A 16,002-nucleotide genomic window follows, 5' to 3' on the forward strand; every position below is an offset into this window, starting at 1 on the left:
TAACTAAAAATACACCTCCCGCATCAATTGGGAGGTGTGTTTTTAAGTATTAGTCTTCCTTTTTCTTTAAAAGTAAGAGTCCAGCTGCCCCTGCGATTAGGAGTCCAGCTAGAGCAAAGCTAGTAGGTTTTTCTTGACTGCCGGTCTGCGGAAGGGTCTGACTCTTGTAGGTCAGGACTACTGTTTGAGCCGGTGGATTCACTGTAGCAAGCTTCCAGTCAAGGACAGTCTGACTTGGTGCTTGATAGGTTGGGTCAGGTGCCGCAGGACTTGGAAGATCTGTCAGCTCGGCCAACTGGCTGCCAAAGATAGCATTGGAGATCCAGCGGTAGAAGTGAACAGGGTGAAGCCGGTTGGTCGGATTACCAGCATAGACAAAGAGAGGCTGCTCTTTATAAGTACCGGCAATGGCTACGACTTTGTTTGCCAGTTGTTCATTGCCAGGCCACCAGCCAGCGATGTAGAAGTCACTGCCAGCAATGCTGGCAAGAGTCCTAAAGTTGGCAGGAATCTTAGCAATCCAGTTACCAGAGTTGGAGTAAAAGAGTCCATCCTTCTTGTAGCCGCTGGTCAGCGGGTCTTGGTCTTGTATAATGGCTTTCATCAGTCCTTCATAGTCACTGCCGTTCTTGAAGCGTTCAGCGTCAAATCCATCTAAGATTCCTAGTTTTTCCAAGCGCTGCATAGCAGAGCCTCCGACGACGATGGTTGGCTTAAGTCCGACAAGAGACTTGTCATAGTTGTTGCTTTCAAGGACGATGACGTCCGCTTCTTCTGGGCTGTCAACGATTTCAAAGCCCATATTTTTCAGAGCCAAAGTAGTGTGAGCGGGTGAGTCCACACCTGCCCAGTAAAACTGATGCGGCGGTGCGTAGACCTTGAGAGGTTTCAGAGTCGGTCCTTGTGGAATCTTATAAAGGGCATCACCATAAATGGCATAACGATCTAGGAGGCTGGTAAAGGTCGGTGTATCAACGATGTAGCCGTCATCTGTCAGGTAGACCTTCTTACCTTCAGCAAGAGCTTTGTTGACGGCCTTGACCGCGCTCTCAGACGTATTGGCAATGACGTAATAAGGCGCTTTCTGATCAACCTGACTGGTCCGGGCAGCACGGAGGGCTGTCACCTCTCCTAGCTTGCCTTCAAAGAGCTTGTCGCCAAAGACTGGCTGGGCTTTGAAGCCTTTCATATCAGGGAAATTAACGACTAATTCCGCATACATAGCTGCCCACTTGGATTCATTTGAGCCTTTGTAGAGGACATGGTTGGCATAGCCGCGCTTGGCCTGTGCCATATCGACAACCAAATCACCTTTTTTATAGTTGCCGCTGTCTTCCTTGAGTTCTTTGACAAGGACACCGTTGCGCTTGAAATAGTCAATCATATTAAAGGCTTCTTGGGTATCGTTGTCCTTGTCCACTCCCATTGGGATGACATAGTAGTCTGGGAAGAATTTTTCCTGGCCTTTTTTAATCCGGCCAACGACCTGACCATCTGGTCCGACGAGTTCATTTTCTGCCTTAGGATCTTCGACTTTATTAATACCGCGCAGGTAGAAGTTGAGACGCATCTCCATGAGCTTGTCGGGGTTCTGAGCTAGATAGTCAAGGCCTCCTAAAACTGCATAATATCCAGCCTTGTAGGACTCTTGATTGCCCTCCGGAATTTCGATGGTATGTCCCAGGATGCCATGGTACATAGAATAAACCGCTGTGTAGCCGGAGAAGGAATCGTCCCATCCGTCTCCCCAGTCCAGTTTTGGAATGATGTATTTGTCGTAGCCAGAGTTGGCAACGCCGGCCCGTCCCATATGATGGGCATTGTCCAGCATGAGGTCAGCTAAAAGGTCATATTCAAAGTTAGGATCGTGAGGCGGGGTTGCCGGCTCAATCAGGAATTCCTTGACAAATCCGTGGATATCATAGAGGGCAATTGGGTTCCATTTGTTAATCAATCCAGCAACGGTGCGGGTTTCAGGATTGGCTTGGTAGCCAGTATCTCGGTTAGGGTCAAGGCCATTGGCCAGAGCCCGAGTGTTGAGGACATCGCCGTCAGGGTTTTCCGTAAAGTCAAAGAGGAAGATAAACTTCTTTAGTAAATCTTGGATTTTGAGAGTGACAAGTTTTTCAGAACCATCGGCAGCGGTTGTTTTGAAGCTGACTTGGTCTTTAGTTGCAAAAGTTTTAAAGAGACCTGTGATAATATCAATAGCAGGCTGTTCATCAGCGTGGGTGTTGTTAATGAGCACAGGCAGTTTATAGTCTAGGTTGCCATTTTTGAGAGCTGCCAGCATTTCTGCTGGTTTGGTCAAGGCCTGCGGATTAGTTGTGCTGAGGTAGTCGTCGATGCTCTTTTGGTCAGAACTGATGATACCCAGCTTGATATCGCGCCCCTGAGCGCTCTTTCCAATATTCTCAATCTGTACCAAGCGATCGGTCTTGGCATCCTGTCTGCTCTTTTCGATGGATGCCAGCATCTCCTCATGGCTGTGGAAGTCTTCATAAGGACGCAAGACGATATTTTTGCGAATGGTCAAGCTCAAGTCCTGGCTCGTACCAACCAGTTCATGGCTGCCAATGAAGTTTCGATAGGTCCGGCGAATATTATGGGGAGAGCGCAGGCTGAGATCGTCTCCGAAAAGCTTTTGAAACTGCAGATTCAGATGAAGATCGTTTCCGTCAGCCTTTTCCTCAATTGTGACAAAGGGTTGGCCGGTAAAGGTGCCGCTGTCCATGTTCCAAGTTTTCCAATCGGCTATTGGTTTATTGTCCAGAGTCCAAGTCAGCTTACCCGCCTGAGAAGCCTGTCCTTGGACGGTTTCCTTGAGCTCTGCAGGCTCGGACATATAGACAGTGCTGTCAGCCAGCTGTGTCTTGGCTTCTTCAGAAGCAGCTGCTCTTGTTTGAGCTGCTGCAGAGACAGCTGGATTGTCCGCTGCAGGAGCAGGAGTCTGTTCTTTTTCTCCTGTCTGATTTGGAACAGCTTGAGCAGCTTCTGTCGTAGGAGTTACAGCCTCTATCTGATTGGCGGCTGGCTGTGACTCAGTGCTGTTCTGCTGGTCAGCTACGGCCTTGCCCTGAGCTAAGACAGCCATCAATACAGCGGCTGATAAACTCAAGGCCTGAGTATAGAGACGCTTCTTGTATGAATCGTTCATTAGGAAATCTCCTTTGTGTAAAATATTCTATATTTAGTATAACAAATATCGAAAGCGCTTTCAAACAAAAATAGAAAAAACATGCAAAGTTACCCAAAGTGGTCTCTCAGATGAATTGCTGAGCATAGGGGTCTTCCTAGTTCCAGGTGCTATTTGCAATATCCGAACCTTCTGCCTTTATTTTCTGAAATAGTATACAAAATCCTCGAATTTATGCTACAATGAGACAAACTAAAAATGATTGGAGCCAAGCATGAAAGCAATTATTACCGTTGTCGGAAAAGATAAAACAGGGATTGTAGCCGGAGTTTCCACTAAAATTGCGGAGCTGGGGCTGAATATTGACGATATTTCCCAAACCGTTTTGGAGGAATATTTTACCATGATGGCCTTGGTATCAAGTGATGAAAAGCAAGATTTTACGGCCCTTCGCAATGAGTTTGAAGCTTTCGGACAAGAGCTCAATGTCAAAATCAACATTCAAAGCGCAGCTATTTTTGATGCCATGTACAATATCTAAGGAGTGAAGGATGGATATTAGACAAGTAACAGAAACCATTGCCATGATTGAGGAGCAGAATTTTGATATTCGGACCATCACCATGGGCATTTCACTCTTAGACTGTATCGACACAGATATTGATCGGGCGGCGGAGAAGATTTACCAAAAAATCACGACCAAAGCGAAAGACCTGGTGGCAGTTGGGGATGAAATTGCTGCAGAGCTTGGGATTCCTATCGTCAACAAGCGGGTATCTGTGACTCCGATTTCTTTGATTGGGGCAGCGACAGACAGCAGTGACTATGTGCCTCTGGCCAAGGCTTTAGACAAGGCGGCCAAGGAAATCGGTGTTGATTTTATCGGTGGTTTCTCTGCCTTGGTTCAAAAGGGCTATCAAAAAGGCGATGAAATCCTCATTAATTCTATTCCACGTGCTTTGGCTGAGACGGATAAGGTCTGCTCCTCTGTCAATATCGGCTCAACCAAGACTGGCATCAATATGACGGCAGTTGCGGATATGGGGCGGATTATCAAGGAAACAGCCCAGCTTTCTGACATGGGTGCGGCCAAGCTAGTCGTCTTTGCTAATGCAGTAGAGGACAATCCTTTTATGGCAGGTGCCTTCCATGGTGTTGGTGAAGCAGATGTGGTCATCAATGTCGGAGTTTCTGGGCCTGGTGTTGTTAAGCGAGCCTTGGAAAAGGTCCGTGGTGAGAGTTTTGACGTGGTCGCGGAAACGGTCAAGAAAACGGCCTTCAAAATCACCCGTATTGGTCAGTTAGTCGGTCAGATGGCCAGCGAGCGTCTGGGTGTCAAGTTCGGGATTGTTGACTTGAGTCTGGCTCCAACACCGGCAGTCGGAGATTCAGTGGCCCGTGTCTTGGAAGAAATGGGCTTGGAAACAGTCGGTACTCATGGCACGACAGCGGCACTCGCCCTGCTCAATGACCAAGTTAAAAAAGGCGGTGTTATGGCCTGCAATCAGGTTGGCGGACTGTCTGGTGCTTTCATCCCTGTGTCAGAAGACGAGGGCATGATTGCGGCTGTGCAAAACGGCTCGCTCAATCTAGAAAAGCTAGAAGCTATGACAGCTATCTGCTCGGTAGGTTTGGATATGATTGCTATTCCAGAGGCGACGCCAGCTGAAACCATCGCAGCCATGATTGCGGATGAAGCGGCGATTGGAGTTATCAATCAGAAGACAACAGCTGTGCGGATTATTCCGAAAGGCAAGGAAGGCGATATGATTGAATTTGGCGGGCTCTTGGGAACAGCTCCGGTCATGAAGGTCAATCAAGCTTCGTCTGCTGCCTTTATCGCGCGGGGCGGTCAGATTCCAGCGCCTATTCACAGCTTTAAAAACTAAAAAGCTAGATTTGAAACAGTTTTTAAGAAAGCAGCGTAAAGGACAGTTATTCAGTTTCCGAGTAGGAGTTTGCGGGATTGAATCTAGCTGGATGCTTGAAATGTAGGGGATTATAAGGAGATTGTTTAGGTTATGAATAAAAGAGAGCTAGCTGAGCTGGCCCTTGATTTAGGTTTGGATGTTGATAAGGAGAGCGGCATTATATATGGTCGTAGAAGGGATTATGCTTTTTATCTAGAGACCATAACAGATGGCGACGAATTTGCGATTTTCTTTTCAGTCAGATGTGAGCAGGGCTATATAGGTCGAGATACCTTGGAAGCTTTGATCAACGATTCCGAGGTTTTGATTGATTTTGAAAGAGCTGGCTATAACTTGGCCTGTCAGATTTTGGCTGATCAGGATCGAGATCTGCTGCCGGATATTTTGGAGGAGGCTATCGAGGACTGCACCCGCTACTTTGAGGAGCAAGGGCTGGTTAGCGCCTGTGAAAAAACCGGTGAAACCGGAGATGTGGACTTGTATCAGATCAAAGGAGATTGGCTCTTTCTCACGCCATCTAGCTATGAGCGGATGGTTTCCATCTCACAGGATAAGGTGACAAAGCGCTCCCTTCCTCATCAAAGTCCGCAGAAAATACATTATTTTCTGGGTGTTCTCGGAGCATTCTTGACGAGCTTGCTTGGCGCATGTCTTGTCTTCTTTCTGACAGGTGCATCCTTGGCCATGGGCTTCATATCAGGTTTTACACTGCTATTTAGCATTGCTTGCTATGAAAAGTTTGTCAAAGGTATTTCTGTTTTAGGAATTGTGGCAAGTTTCTTTTTTACTTTAGCGATGAGCTTTGTAGCTGTTCAAATTGGTTATGCCAATTCTTTTTACCAAGGGGAAGGCAATATTTTGCAAGCCATTATCGCTATTAATAAAGCTGCTTTATCCGGACAGTTTGGTCTTAATTATTGGCTCCATTATCTGTACATTATTCTTGGGTGTGTCAGTGCCGTAAAAGTTCATATTAAGTCTCTATAGTTGATTAGATGCTGATTTCACGGTGAGCTGCTGTCTATCATAGTGGGAAACCGGGTTCTCCCTCTTCTTTATCTAAAGAATACGAAGGCCTATACTATAATAAACAAAGAAAAAATAAAAGAGGTGAAGTATGTCAAAAACAAGACTCTATGTTATCCGTCATGGCAAGACCATGTTCAATACTATCGGCCGGGCTCAAGGTTGGTCTGATACCCCGCTGACTGCTAAAGGGGAGCGCGGTATTCGCGAGCTGGGTATCGGATTGCGAGAGTCTGGTTTGCCTTTTGTCAAGGCTTTTTCCAGTGATAGTGGTCGGACCATTCAGACCATGGGGATTATCCTAGAGGAGCTGGGCCTGACTGGTCAGATTCCCTATCGCTATGACAAGCGCATCCGGGAGTGGTGTTTCGGCAGTTTTGATGGTGCTTATGGTGGTGAGCTCTTTCATGGCGTTATCCCACGAGTTCTTAAGACGGATAATTACAAAGAACTCAGTTGGCCGGATTTGGCGAATGGCCTGGTAGAAGTGGATTCGGCAGGTTGGGCTGAGCCTTGGGACAAGCTAAGCGGTCGGATTTTAGAAGGATTTGAAGCCATTGCTAGAGAGGTGGAGTCCTCAGGCGGCGGCAATGCTCTGGTCGTCAGCCACAGTATGACCATTGGTACTTTGGCTTATCTGGTTGATGAGAATATCACGAAAAATCCTAATGTCGACAATGGCAGTGTCACAGTGCTGGAGTATGAAGATGGTCGCTTTAGCATCCAGGCCTTGGGTGATGTGTCTTACCGTCAGATCGGCGCAGCCACATTGGACCGAGAAAATCAAGAATGAGCAGGAGTTTTGAGATTCCTGCTTTTTGCTTTGAAAGCCAGATGGAGCCAATTTCTTCATAAAATGGTATAATATGAAAAGAACAACGGAGGAAATGAAATGGCAAAAACAAGATTATACTTGGTTCGTCATGGCAAAACCATGTTTAATACTATCGGCCGGGCTCAAGGCTGGTCTGATACCCCATTGACTGAAGTTGGGGAACGTGGCATTCATGAGTTGGGCATTGGCTTGAGAGAAGCTGGGCTTGATTTCAAATTGGCCCGCTCCAGCGACAGCGGCCGGACTATTCAGACCATGGGCATTATTCTAGAGGAGCTGGGTTTGACTGGTCAGATTCCTTATACCTTTGACAAACGAATTCGCGAATGGTGCTTTGGCAGTTTTGATGGTGGTTATGATGGAGAGCTCTTTATGGGTGTGATGCCCCGGGTTTTCAATATTGAGCATGTTCATCAGCTTAGCTATGCTGAGTTGGCAGAAGGTCTTGTAGAAGTCGATACAGCAGGCTGGGCAGAAAATTGGGAAAAGCTTAGCGGCCGAATTTGGGAAGGCTTTTCAGCCATAGCTGAGGAACTGGAAGCTGCTGGCGGTGGCAATGCCCTTGTAGTCAGCCACGGCATGACCATCGGAACCTTTGTCTATCTAATCAACCGAACTCAGCCTCATGGTTTGGACAATGGCAGCGTGACGGTTGTAGACTATGAAGATGGTAAATTCACAGTAGCTTGCATCGGAGACATGTCTTATCGAGAGGTCGGTGCCAAAGTAATGGAGGAAGAAGTTGAAGCGCGCTAAACATCGCAAAGAAAAGAGAAAATCGAAGTCTAAGAAGATTGGGTTAACGTTTTTATTGTTAATCGTCTTGTGTCTAGTAGCTGGAGGGACGGTGATTTATTTCCGTCCGTCCTTGTTACAAGATCTGCTTGCAAAGATTCAGTTTTCGGGTTCATCTAGCAGTTCTGCTACGAAAGGCTCTTCTGGCTCAGAGAGCTCGCAGTCTGATTTGCCCAAGGTTTCTTCTACTGATTGGAATTTGATTTTGGTCAATCGAGACAACCAGCAAGAAGAAAAAACACCTGAACTGACTCAGATTGGAGAGGTCCAGGTCGATAGCCGCATTGCTGAAAATACTCGGCAATTTCTAGCAGCAGCCCAAGCGATAGCTCCTGAAGAAACTTTAATCTCTGGCTATCGCAGCCGAGCTGAGCAGGAAGAACTCTATAACGAAAAAGTTGCTGGGGAAGTTGCCAAAGGCTTGTCGAATGAAGAAGCAGTCAACATCGTGCTGAAGCAAGTGCAGCTTCCAGGAGCCAGTGAGCATCAAACGGGCTTGGCTATTGATATGAGCGCTCCAGAAGGCCAGGAGGATGAATTGGCAGCCAAGATTGCGGAGCTAGCTCCCCAGTATGGTTTTGTCCTTCGCTATCCGGATGGCAAGAGTGATATTACCGGAGTTGACTTTGAGAATTGGCATTACCGCTATGTCGGTGTGGAGAATGCCCAGTATATGCAGAAGCACAATCTGGTTCTGGAAGAATATATCGCCCTGCTCAAGGCAGCAGGAAAATAAACAAGTAAGTCAGGATTTCCTGGCTTTTTTTATGCTGATTTATCAGGATGCAGGTCTCTAATCCTTTTAGCTTCTGATCAAATCAGCTGCAAGTATTGATAGATAAAAATGAATTACTTTTTGTAAAAAAATATTTATAAATCCTTGACAACTATATCGGACTGCGATATAATTTTTTATATCAAGGTTCGATATATCGAGGTGAAAGTGAGATGAGAAGATGAGTGGATTGACAGAAAAGCTTAGGAGAGTCTATGTGCCAATGACAGAGACAGGTTTTTATATCCTCTTCTGTCTTCAGAAAGAAAGGCATGGCTACAGTATTACTCAAAAAGTCAAGGAGCTGACAGAAGGACAGCTATCTATCAGCCCGGGGACCATGTACGGGACCTTGGCAAAGATGGAAAAAGATGGTCTGATTGCCTTTGTTCGTGAGGAAGAAAAGAGAAAGCTCTACCAGATTACAGAACTTGGACAGAAAATTTTGGGCTTGGAAATCCAGCGGATTGAGCGCCTTTACCGCAATAGTAAGGAGGAAGTTTGATGGAAAAGAAAATTGTCTATAAAATCTTTACCATTGCAGACTATGACAGAGAAGCAGCTTATTTTAAAAAAATGCACAGTCAAGGCTGGAAATTGAAGAAAGTAAGTTATTCTCCCTTTCTTGTTGCAGTTCGTTATACATTTGAAGCCTGTCCGCCTCAGGAAGTGGCCTATCAATTGGATTTTCGCCCCATAAAGAAGGCGGAGCAAGAATCCTATTATCAACTGTTTGAGGATTGTGGCTGGGAGCATATTACAAACTTTAATCAGTTCTCTTATTTCCGCAAGCCAGTTTCTCAGCTTGATGCAGACAGCGATCTTGAAATCTATAATGACGCATGGTCTAAGCTAGAAATGGTCAAGCGTTTGCTTGTATGGCGATTTTTGCCAGCCATCATGGTTTTGTGTGTCACGACTTATCTCATTCTAGATATTTCCCAGAAAAGTTTGAAAGCAAGTCTGTTATTCAAATCAATCTTAGCAATAGACTGTCTTATATTGCTCATTCTGTTCTGTCAACTGGTCCATATTGCCTTGCGTTTTTGGAAAATGAGGCAGGAACTGAAAGATTGATTGCAGTTTTGTTAAATACTGTTGTGAAAGCGAGGAAAACAATGAAAAAGACCATTATTGAAGTGCAAGGCTTGAAAAAGAAATTCAAGGAACAAGAAGCCTTGGCAGGAATCGATTTTTCCATCCAAGAGGGAGAAATTTTTGGCTTCCTAGGACCGTCTGGATCTGGTAAAACGACGACTATCAATATCTTGACTGGTCAGTTGTCTGCAGATGCTGGAACAGCTCATGTGTTGTCTGCTCCGGTTGAGGATTTTAAGGTAGAAGTCCTGGAGCAGATTGGTATTGTCAGCGATGGCAGTGGCTTTTATGAAAAGATGTCACTTTATAAAAATCTCAAGGCCTATGCTATGCTCTTTGGTGTTAATATGACAGAAGTCGATGAACTTCTCCGAAAAGTGGGGCTTTATGATAGTCGCAACAAGGTGGCTGAAAAACTATCTACGGGTATGAAGCAGCGCATGTTACTGGTGCGTGCCTTGATTAATCGACCTAAACTGCTTTTTTTGGATGAGCCAACCAGTGGTTTGGATCCGTCAACTTCTCGCACCATTCACGAATTGTTGCTGGAACTAAAAGCGCAGGGGACAACTATTTTTCTGACGACTCATGATATGCAGGAAGCTACCCTCTTGTGTGATCGCTTGGCCTTGCTCAGTAAAGGGAAATTAGTTGAGGTAGGCAGTCCGCATGAGATAATCCAAAAGTACAATACGGATAAGAAGGTTCGTTTAGAATATGTAGATTTGACGACGAAGACAGTTACCTTTGATGAACTGCAAGGTGGTTTGGATTTGTCCAATGTTATCAGTATTCATTCCTGCGAACCAACTTTGGAAGATGTTTTCATCACGTTGACAGGAGGTACCTTAAATGTCTAATAAATTAAAAGGTATGATTTGGCTGAGAGGTCAAGTGACGCTAGCTAATAAAAGTATTCTATTACAGGTTTTTATGCCGATTTTACTCATTTTTCTCTATAAATTTATTTTTTCTCTGAATGGAGCAGGTAAGGAAATTGGAGTGGATAAACTAGCTATTATGTTGCTTACGATCTCTCTGCCTTTCTCTCTAGCCATGTCAGTTGGAACACCCATTATCATCATTCTAGCTGAGGAAAGAGAAAAACATAATTTGCAAAGTTTGCGCTTGGCTGGTGTGACAGCGGGTCAATACATTCTCTCCGCTTTAATCTGGCCAGCAATTATTGGGATTTTTTATATCGTCATTACCCCAATTTTGGTAGGAGCTAAGCTTTCTAATCATCTGTTCAGCTATAGTTTGGTTCTCTTATTGACCATGCTGGTCTTAATTTTCTTCTTTTTAATGGTTGGTCTGTTTTGTAAAAATCAGGTCATGGCACAATCTCTTAGTGTCCCAGCCATGCTCTTGGCGGCATTTATTCCTATGTTTTCAAATATGAGCGAGGATTTATTTAAGGTGCTGCGTTATAGCTTTATGGGCCTATTTACTAGCTATATGAAAGATTGGTCTCATTTCCATTTATGGAGCGGAGAATTTTTGGCTCTGCTAGTTTGGTTGCTCCTTTTTGCAGGAATTTCTTTCTATTTGATGCGCCGTTTGCAAATTTTGGACGACTAATCTAGGTCGCTAGACTGATTTTTAGCACTCTTGTAAAAAGAGTGCTAATTTTTTGAGTTTTTGTCTTGACTTTGGAGTAGAAGAGTGTATAATAGAATCATGAGTTAGCACTCGAAGTGGCTGAGTGCTAATCGACAGCAGAATCTTGATTGGAGGTGATGCCGTGGTCACGGAGCGTCAAAATGAGATTTTGAATTTGATTATTGATATCTTTACCAAGACTCACGAGCCGGTCGGCTCCAAAGCCCTGCAGGATTCCATCAATTCCAGTAGTGCCACTATCCGAAACGATATGGCGGCTTTGGAAAAGCAGGGACTTCTGGAAAAGGCGCATACGTCCAGCGGCCGTAAGCCGAGCGTGGCTGGTTTTCAGTACTTTGTCAAGCATTCTCTGTCCTTTGATCGTCTCGCTGAGAATGAACTTTATGAGGTTATCAAAGCCTTTGACCATGAGTTTTTCAACTTGGAGGACATTCTTCAACAGGCAGCGGACCTTTTAACCAAGCTCAGTGGATGCACGGTTGTTGCACTGGATGTAGAACCCAGTCGGCAGCGTTTGACAGCTTTTGATATTGTTGTGCTCAGTCAGCACACGGCTCTGGCAGTCTTCACCCTGGATGAGTCCAATACCATCACTAGTCAGTTTATGATTCCGCGTAACTTCTTAAAAGAAGACCTGGATAGGCTTAAAGGCCTAGTAAGGGAACGGTTCTTGGGACAGACAGTGCTGGACATCCATTACAAGATTCGGACGGAAATTCCGCAGATTATCCAGCGCTATTTCACTACGACGGACAATGTCATCCAGCTCTTTGAGCATATCTTTGGTGATATTTTCAAGGAAAATGTGATTCTGTCTGGCAAGGTTCAGCTCTTGGAATTCTCAGATCTGACGGCCTATCAGTTTTTTGATGACCCGCAGAAAGTAGCATTTGAAATTCGCGATAGTTTGGCTGAAGATCAGATGCAAAGCGTGCGCGTGGCAGACAGTAGAGAAAGCTGTTTGGCTGATTTGACACTGATTTCTAGCAAATTCTTGATTCCTTATCGAGGATTTGGAGTACTGGCAGTTGTCGGTCCTGTCAATCTTGACTACCAACGGCTGGTCAGTCAGATGAATGTCGTCAACCGCGTGCTGACCATGAAACTGACCGACTTCTATCGTTACCTTAGCAGTAATCACTACGAAGTCCATTAATTATAGTATAAATATTCCTAAAAAGGAGGTGCCTTGTGGCAAAGCATAAACAAGAAGAACATCCAGAAGATGTAGAAGTAAAAGAGGAAGCTGTAGAAGCAGCTGAGCAAGCTGAATCAGCAAGCCCTGAAAAATCAGAATTAGAACTAGCTAATGAGCGAGCAGAAGATTTTGAAAACAAATATCTCCGTGCTCATGCAGAAATGCAGAACATCCAGCGCCGAGCAAATGAAGAACGCCAGCAGCTGCAAAGATACCGCAGTCAGGACTTGGCAAAAGCTATTTTGCCTTCGATAGATAATCTGGAGCGCGCGCTTGCCGTTGAAGGTCTGACAGATGATGTCAAAAAAGGACTGGAAATGGTGCATGAAAGTTTGATTCATGCTCTCAAAGAAGAGGGCATCGAAGAAATCCCAGCTGACGGAACTTTTGACCATAACTATCACATGGCCATTCAAACAGTTCCAGCTGATGATGAGCACCCAGCTGACACTATAGCGCGGGTCTTCCAAAAAGGCTACAAACTTCATGATCGTATCCTGCGCCCAGCAATGGTAGTGGTCTATAACTAGGCTAGAAAACTTGAAAAATCTTGTCCGAAACGACAATAAACTATGAAGAAAGATAAGAAATCGTTCAGCTTTGCAATAGTGAGCGAAGCGAACCAAAGACGATACTCTTCGCCGTGGCGCTATTCGCGCAAACTTTGAGACCTTAGGCTCAAAGTTTAGTCAAAGAGATTGATAAAGTCAAGCTCTGACGGCGCCGCCACCTAAGAAGAGTACCAAAAAGAAGATAGAATATAAAATTTAAGGAGAAAAACACATGTCTAAAATTATTGGTATTGACTTAGGTACAACAAACTCAGCAGTTGCAGTTCTTGAAGGAACTGAAAGCAAAATCATTGCAAACCCAGAAGGAAATCGCACAACACCATCTGTAGTGTCATTCAAAAATGGTGAAATCATCGTTGGTGATGCAGCAAAACGTCAAGCAGTCACAAATCCAGATACAATCATTTCCATCAAATCAAAAATGGGAACATCTGAAAAAGTAGCTGCTAACGGCAAAGAATACACTCCGCAAGAAATCTCAGCTATGATTCTGCAGTACTTGAAAGGTTATGCAGAAGAATATCTTGGTGAAAAAGTAACCAAAGCGGTTATCACAGTGCCAGCTTACTTTAACGATGCACAACGTCAAGCGACTAAAGATGCTGGTAAAATCGCTGGTCTTGAAGTAGAACGTATCGTCAACGAACCAACTGCAGCAGCCCTTGCTTACGGTCTTGACAAACAAGATAAAGAAGAAAAGATTTTGGTCTTTGACTTAGGTGGCGGTACCTTTGACGTTTCAATCCTTGAGTTGGGTGATGGTGTCTTTGATGTATTGGCAACTGCAGGAGACAACAAACTTGGTGGTGACGACTTTGACCAAAAGATTATCGACCACATGGTGGCTGAGTTCAAGAAAGAGAACGGCATCGACTTGTCAAATGACAAGATGGCGCTTCAACGTTTGAAAGATGCAGCTGAAAAGGCTAAGAAAGACCTTTCAGGTGTAACTTCTACTCAAATCAGCTTGCCGTTTATCACAGCTGGCGACGCTGGACCTCTCCACTTGGAAATGACTTTGACTCGTGCTAAATTCGACGATTTGACTCGTGACTTGGTAGAGCGCACTAAAGAACCAGTTCGCCGTGCTCTTTCTGACGCAGGCTTGAGCTTGTCAGAAATCGACGAAGTAATCTTGGTTGGTGGTTCAACTCGTATTCCAGCTGTTGTAGAAGCTGTTAAAGCTGAAACTGGTAAAGAGCCAAACAAATCAGTAAACCCTGACGAAGTAGTTGCCATGGGTGCTGCTATCCAAGGTGGTGTTATCACTGGTGATGTTAAGGATGTTGTCCTTCTTGACGTAACACCATTGTCACTTGGTATCGAAACAATGGGTGGCGTCTTCACTAAGCTAATCGACCGTAACACAACAATTCCAACTTCTAAATCACAAGTCTTCTCTACAGCAGCAGACAACCAACCAGCCGTTGATATCCATGTTCTTCAAGGTGAACGTCCAATGGCAGCTGACAACAAGACTCTAGGACGTTTCCAATTGACAGATATCCCAGCTGCTCCTCGCGGAATTCCTCAAATCGAAGTAACATTTGACATCGACAAGAACGGTATCGTATCTGTTAAGGCTAAAGATCTTGGAACTCAAAAAGAACAACACATTGTTATCCAATCTAACAGCGGCTTGACTGACGAAGAAATCGACCGCATGATGAAGGATGCAGAAGCGAACGCTGAAGCAGATAAGAAACGTAAGGAAGAAGTTGATCTTCGTAACGAAGTTGACCAAGCTATCTTTGCGACTGAAAAGACTATCAAGGAAACAGAAGGTAAAGGTTTCGACACAGAGCGTGACGCTGCCCAAGCTGCTCTTGATGAACTTAAGAAAGCACAAGAAGACAATAACTTGGACGACATGAAAGCGAAATTGGAAGCTCTCAATGAAAAAGCTCAAGCGTTGGCAGTGAAACTCTATGAGCAAGCTGCTGCGGCTCAACAAGCCCAAGCAGGAGCGGAAGGAGCTGAAAATGCAGGCTCAACTAAAGCAGACGACGATGTCGTAGACGGAGAGTTTACTGAGAAATAGGCGGTGAGACAGAACTAAAAATTGAAAGTTTTTAGTTCGTAGTCGAACCCCCGCGAGGATGATTAGGATTTTTGGGAGTCTGAAAGACGAACCTAAAATCCAATCAGCTACCGCATCAAAAATTTTTCGAAAAATATTGTTTTGAAAATTTCACGTCGTAATGATAGGAAGAAATCCAGAGGTTGCAACCCAGCCTCTGTTTTTCGCTAAACTAGAGGGTGACGCTCATGAAGAAAGTGCTCTGTTTAATTTATCCTAATTTCTCACTTTATGAAGTAGTTGGTCTGACCAGTACTTTAGCTCTATCTTTTGGTGTTGAGGTTGATTATGCTAGTACAGATAGAAATGTTATAAGAACGGAAGATGGGCTTCCTTGTCAACCTACTAGAATACTGGATGAAGTAGTTATCGAAGACTATTCTTGTGTTATTTTGCCAGGGATGATAAATATTGCTCCTGCTTTGCATGATGAAAAATTGATTTCTTTCCTAAAAAGTTTGAAGCAGCAAGAGATTTTGATTGCAGCTATTTCCTCAGCGCCCATTTTATTGGCGAAAGCAGGCTTATTGAAGGATACGAAATTTACGGGTGGGATTTGGCAAAACTTCTTTGACTATTTTGAGTTTCTTCCACGGGAAAATTTCAAAGCTCAAGCTGTTCTGCAAGATAAAAACATCATTACAGCTGTTGGCTTTGCACATCAAGCGTTTACGAGAAAAGTGCTTCTTAGTCTAGGTTTGGTAGATAATGCTGACAACTATTTTAAAGAACAGAATCAGTATTCGGAAGAGGACTTGATATTCACTTTATCCGATGAAGAGTTTGCTGAGATGAAGCATGAATTTGAAAATACCCTCTGATCAATATTTTCTAAAATTTAAAGAAAGGAACTGAACCCGACCTAAATTCTCAGAAAAAAAGAGAAATTAGCCTTGGAGCATCGCTCCGTCGCCTGATTTCCTATTTTTCAGT

The 16,002-nt window shown here is 44.4% G+C and carries 15 protein-coding genes; 14 read left to right on the forward strand and 1 reads right to left on the reverse strand.

The genetic code is table 11. The features are described 5' to 3' along the window. Positions 1–49: 49 nt before the first annotated feature. On the reverse strand, positions 50–3,157 hold the full coding sequence (locus tag DQM55_RS01940; RefSeq protein ID WP_111675318.1) for an LPXTG-anchored zinc carboxypeptidase: 3,108 nt from the start codon (positions 3,155–3,157) through the stop codon (positions 50–52). A 253-nt stretch (positions 3,158–3,410) separates the two neighbouring features. Here DQM55_RS01940 and DQM55_RS01945 point away from each other — a divergent pair, with 253 nt between their 5' ends. The 14 genes from DQM55_RS01945 to DQM55_RS02010 all read left to right on the forward strand — a co-directional run bounded on the left by DQM55_RS01945 (position 3,411) and on the right by DQM55_RS02010 (position 15,890). Next, a complete protein-coding gene (locus DQM55_RS01945; protein WP_002893729.1) occupies positions 3,411–3,677 on the forward strand; it encodes an ACT domain-containing protein in 267 nt (88 codons plus the stop codon). A 10-nt stretch (positions 3,678–3,687) separates the two neighbouring features. After that, positions 3,688–5,025: a PFL family protein gene (locus DQM55_RS01950; protein WP_002922299.1), complete on the forward strand. Its 1,338-nt coding sequence runs from the start codon at positions 3,688–3,690 to the stop codon at positions 5,023–5,025. Positions 5,026–5,157: 132 nt separating this feature from the next. Next, positions 5,158–6,054 (forward strand): hypothetical protein, encoded by an 897-nt coding sequence (locus tag DQM55_RS01955; protein WP_111675319.1) that lies wholly within the window; start codon positions 5,158–5,160, stop codon positions 6,052–6,054. 130 nt (positions 6,055–6,184) lie between these two features. Beyond that, positions 6,185–6,886 (forward strand): histidine phosphatase family protein, encoded by a 702-nt coding sequence (locus DQM55_RS01960; RefSeq protein WP_111675320.1) that lies wholly within the window; start codon positions 6,185–6,187, stop codon positions 6,884–6,886. A 99-nt stretch (positions 6,887–6,985) separates the two neighbouring features. After that, complete coding sequence (locus DQM55_RS01965) at positions 6,986–7,684, forward strand: histidine phosphatase family protein (RefSeq protein ID WP_111675321.1); 699 nt, start codon at positions 6,986–6,988, stop codon at positions 7,682–7,684. Then, on the forward strand, positions 7,671–8,459 hold the full coding sequence (locus tag DQM55_RS01970) for a M15 family metallopeptidase (RefSeq protein ID WP_111675322.1): 789 nt from the start codon (positions 7,671–7,673) through the stop codon (positions 8,457–8,459). The genes DQM55_RS01965 and DQM55_RS01970 overlap by 14 nt, the downstream gene beginning before the upstream one ends. Positions 8,460–8,679: 220 nt before the next feature. Further along, entirely contained in the window at positions 8,680–9,003 is a 324-nt protein-coding gene (locus DQM55_RS01975; protein WP_111675323.1) for a PadR family transcriptional regulator, read from the forward strand. Next, the gene (locus DQM55_RS01980) at positions 9,003–9,575 is read left to right on the forward strand and encodes a DUF2812 domain-containing protein (protein WP_111675324.1); all 573 of its coding nucleotides are present in this window, start codon (positions 9,003–9,005) and stop codon (positions 9,573–9,575) included. The genes DQM55_RS01975 and DQM55_RS01980 overlap by 1 nt, the downstream gene beginning before the upstream one ends. Before the next feature lie 41 nt (positions 9,576–9,616). Further along, positions 9,617–10,456, forward strand: a complete 840-nt coding sequence (locus tag DQM55_RS01985; RefSeq protein WP_111675325.1) for an ABC transporter ATP-binding protein — start codon at positions 9,617–9,619, stop codon at positions 10,454–10,456. After that, the gene (locus DQM55_RS01990) at positions 10,449–11,177 is read left to right on the forward strand and encodes an ABC transporter permease (RefSeq protein ID WP_111675326.1); all 729 of its coding nucleotides are present in this window, start codon (positions 10,449–10,451) and stop codon (positions 11,175–11,177) included. Before DQM55_RS01985 ends, DQM55_RS01990 begins: the two co-directional genes overlap by 8 nt. Positions 11,178–11,340: 163 nt before the next feature. Next, on the forward strand, positions 11,341–12,375 hold the full coding sequence (gene hrcA / locus DQM55_RS01995) for a heat-inducible transcriptional repressor HrcA (protein ID WP_011837494.1): 1,035 nt from the start codon (positions 11,341–11,343) through the stop codon (positions 12,373–12,375). A gap of 35 nt (positions 12,376–12,410) precedes the next feature. Next, entirely contained in the window at positions 12,411–12,947 is a 537-nt protein-coding gene (gene grpE, locus DQM55_RS02000) for a nucleotide exchange factor GrpE (protein WP_111675327.1), read from the forward strand. 253 nt (positions 12,948–13,200) lie between these two features. Beyond that, the gene (dnaK, locus tag DQM55_RS02005; protein WP_111675328.1) at positions 13,201–15,030 is read left to right on the forward strand and encodes a molecular chaperone DnaK; all 1,830 of its coding nucleotides are present in this window, start codon (positions 13,201–13,203) and stop codon (positions 15,028–15,030) included. A gap of 227 nt (positions 15,031–15,257) precedes the next feature. Continuing rightward, a complete protein-coding gene (locus DQM55_RS02010; RefSeq protein ID WP_111675329.1) occupies positions 15,258–15,890 on the forward strand; it encodes a DJ-1/PfpI family protein in 633 nt (210 codons plus the stop codon). Positions 15,891–16,002: the final 112 nt, after the last annotated feature.

Source organism: Streptococcus sanguinis (genome assembly GCF_900475275.1).
GTDB lineage: Bacteria > Bacillota > Bacilli > Lactobacillales > Streptococcaceae > Streptococcus > Streptococcus sanguinis_N.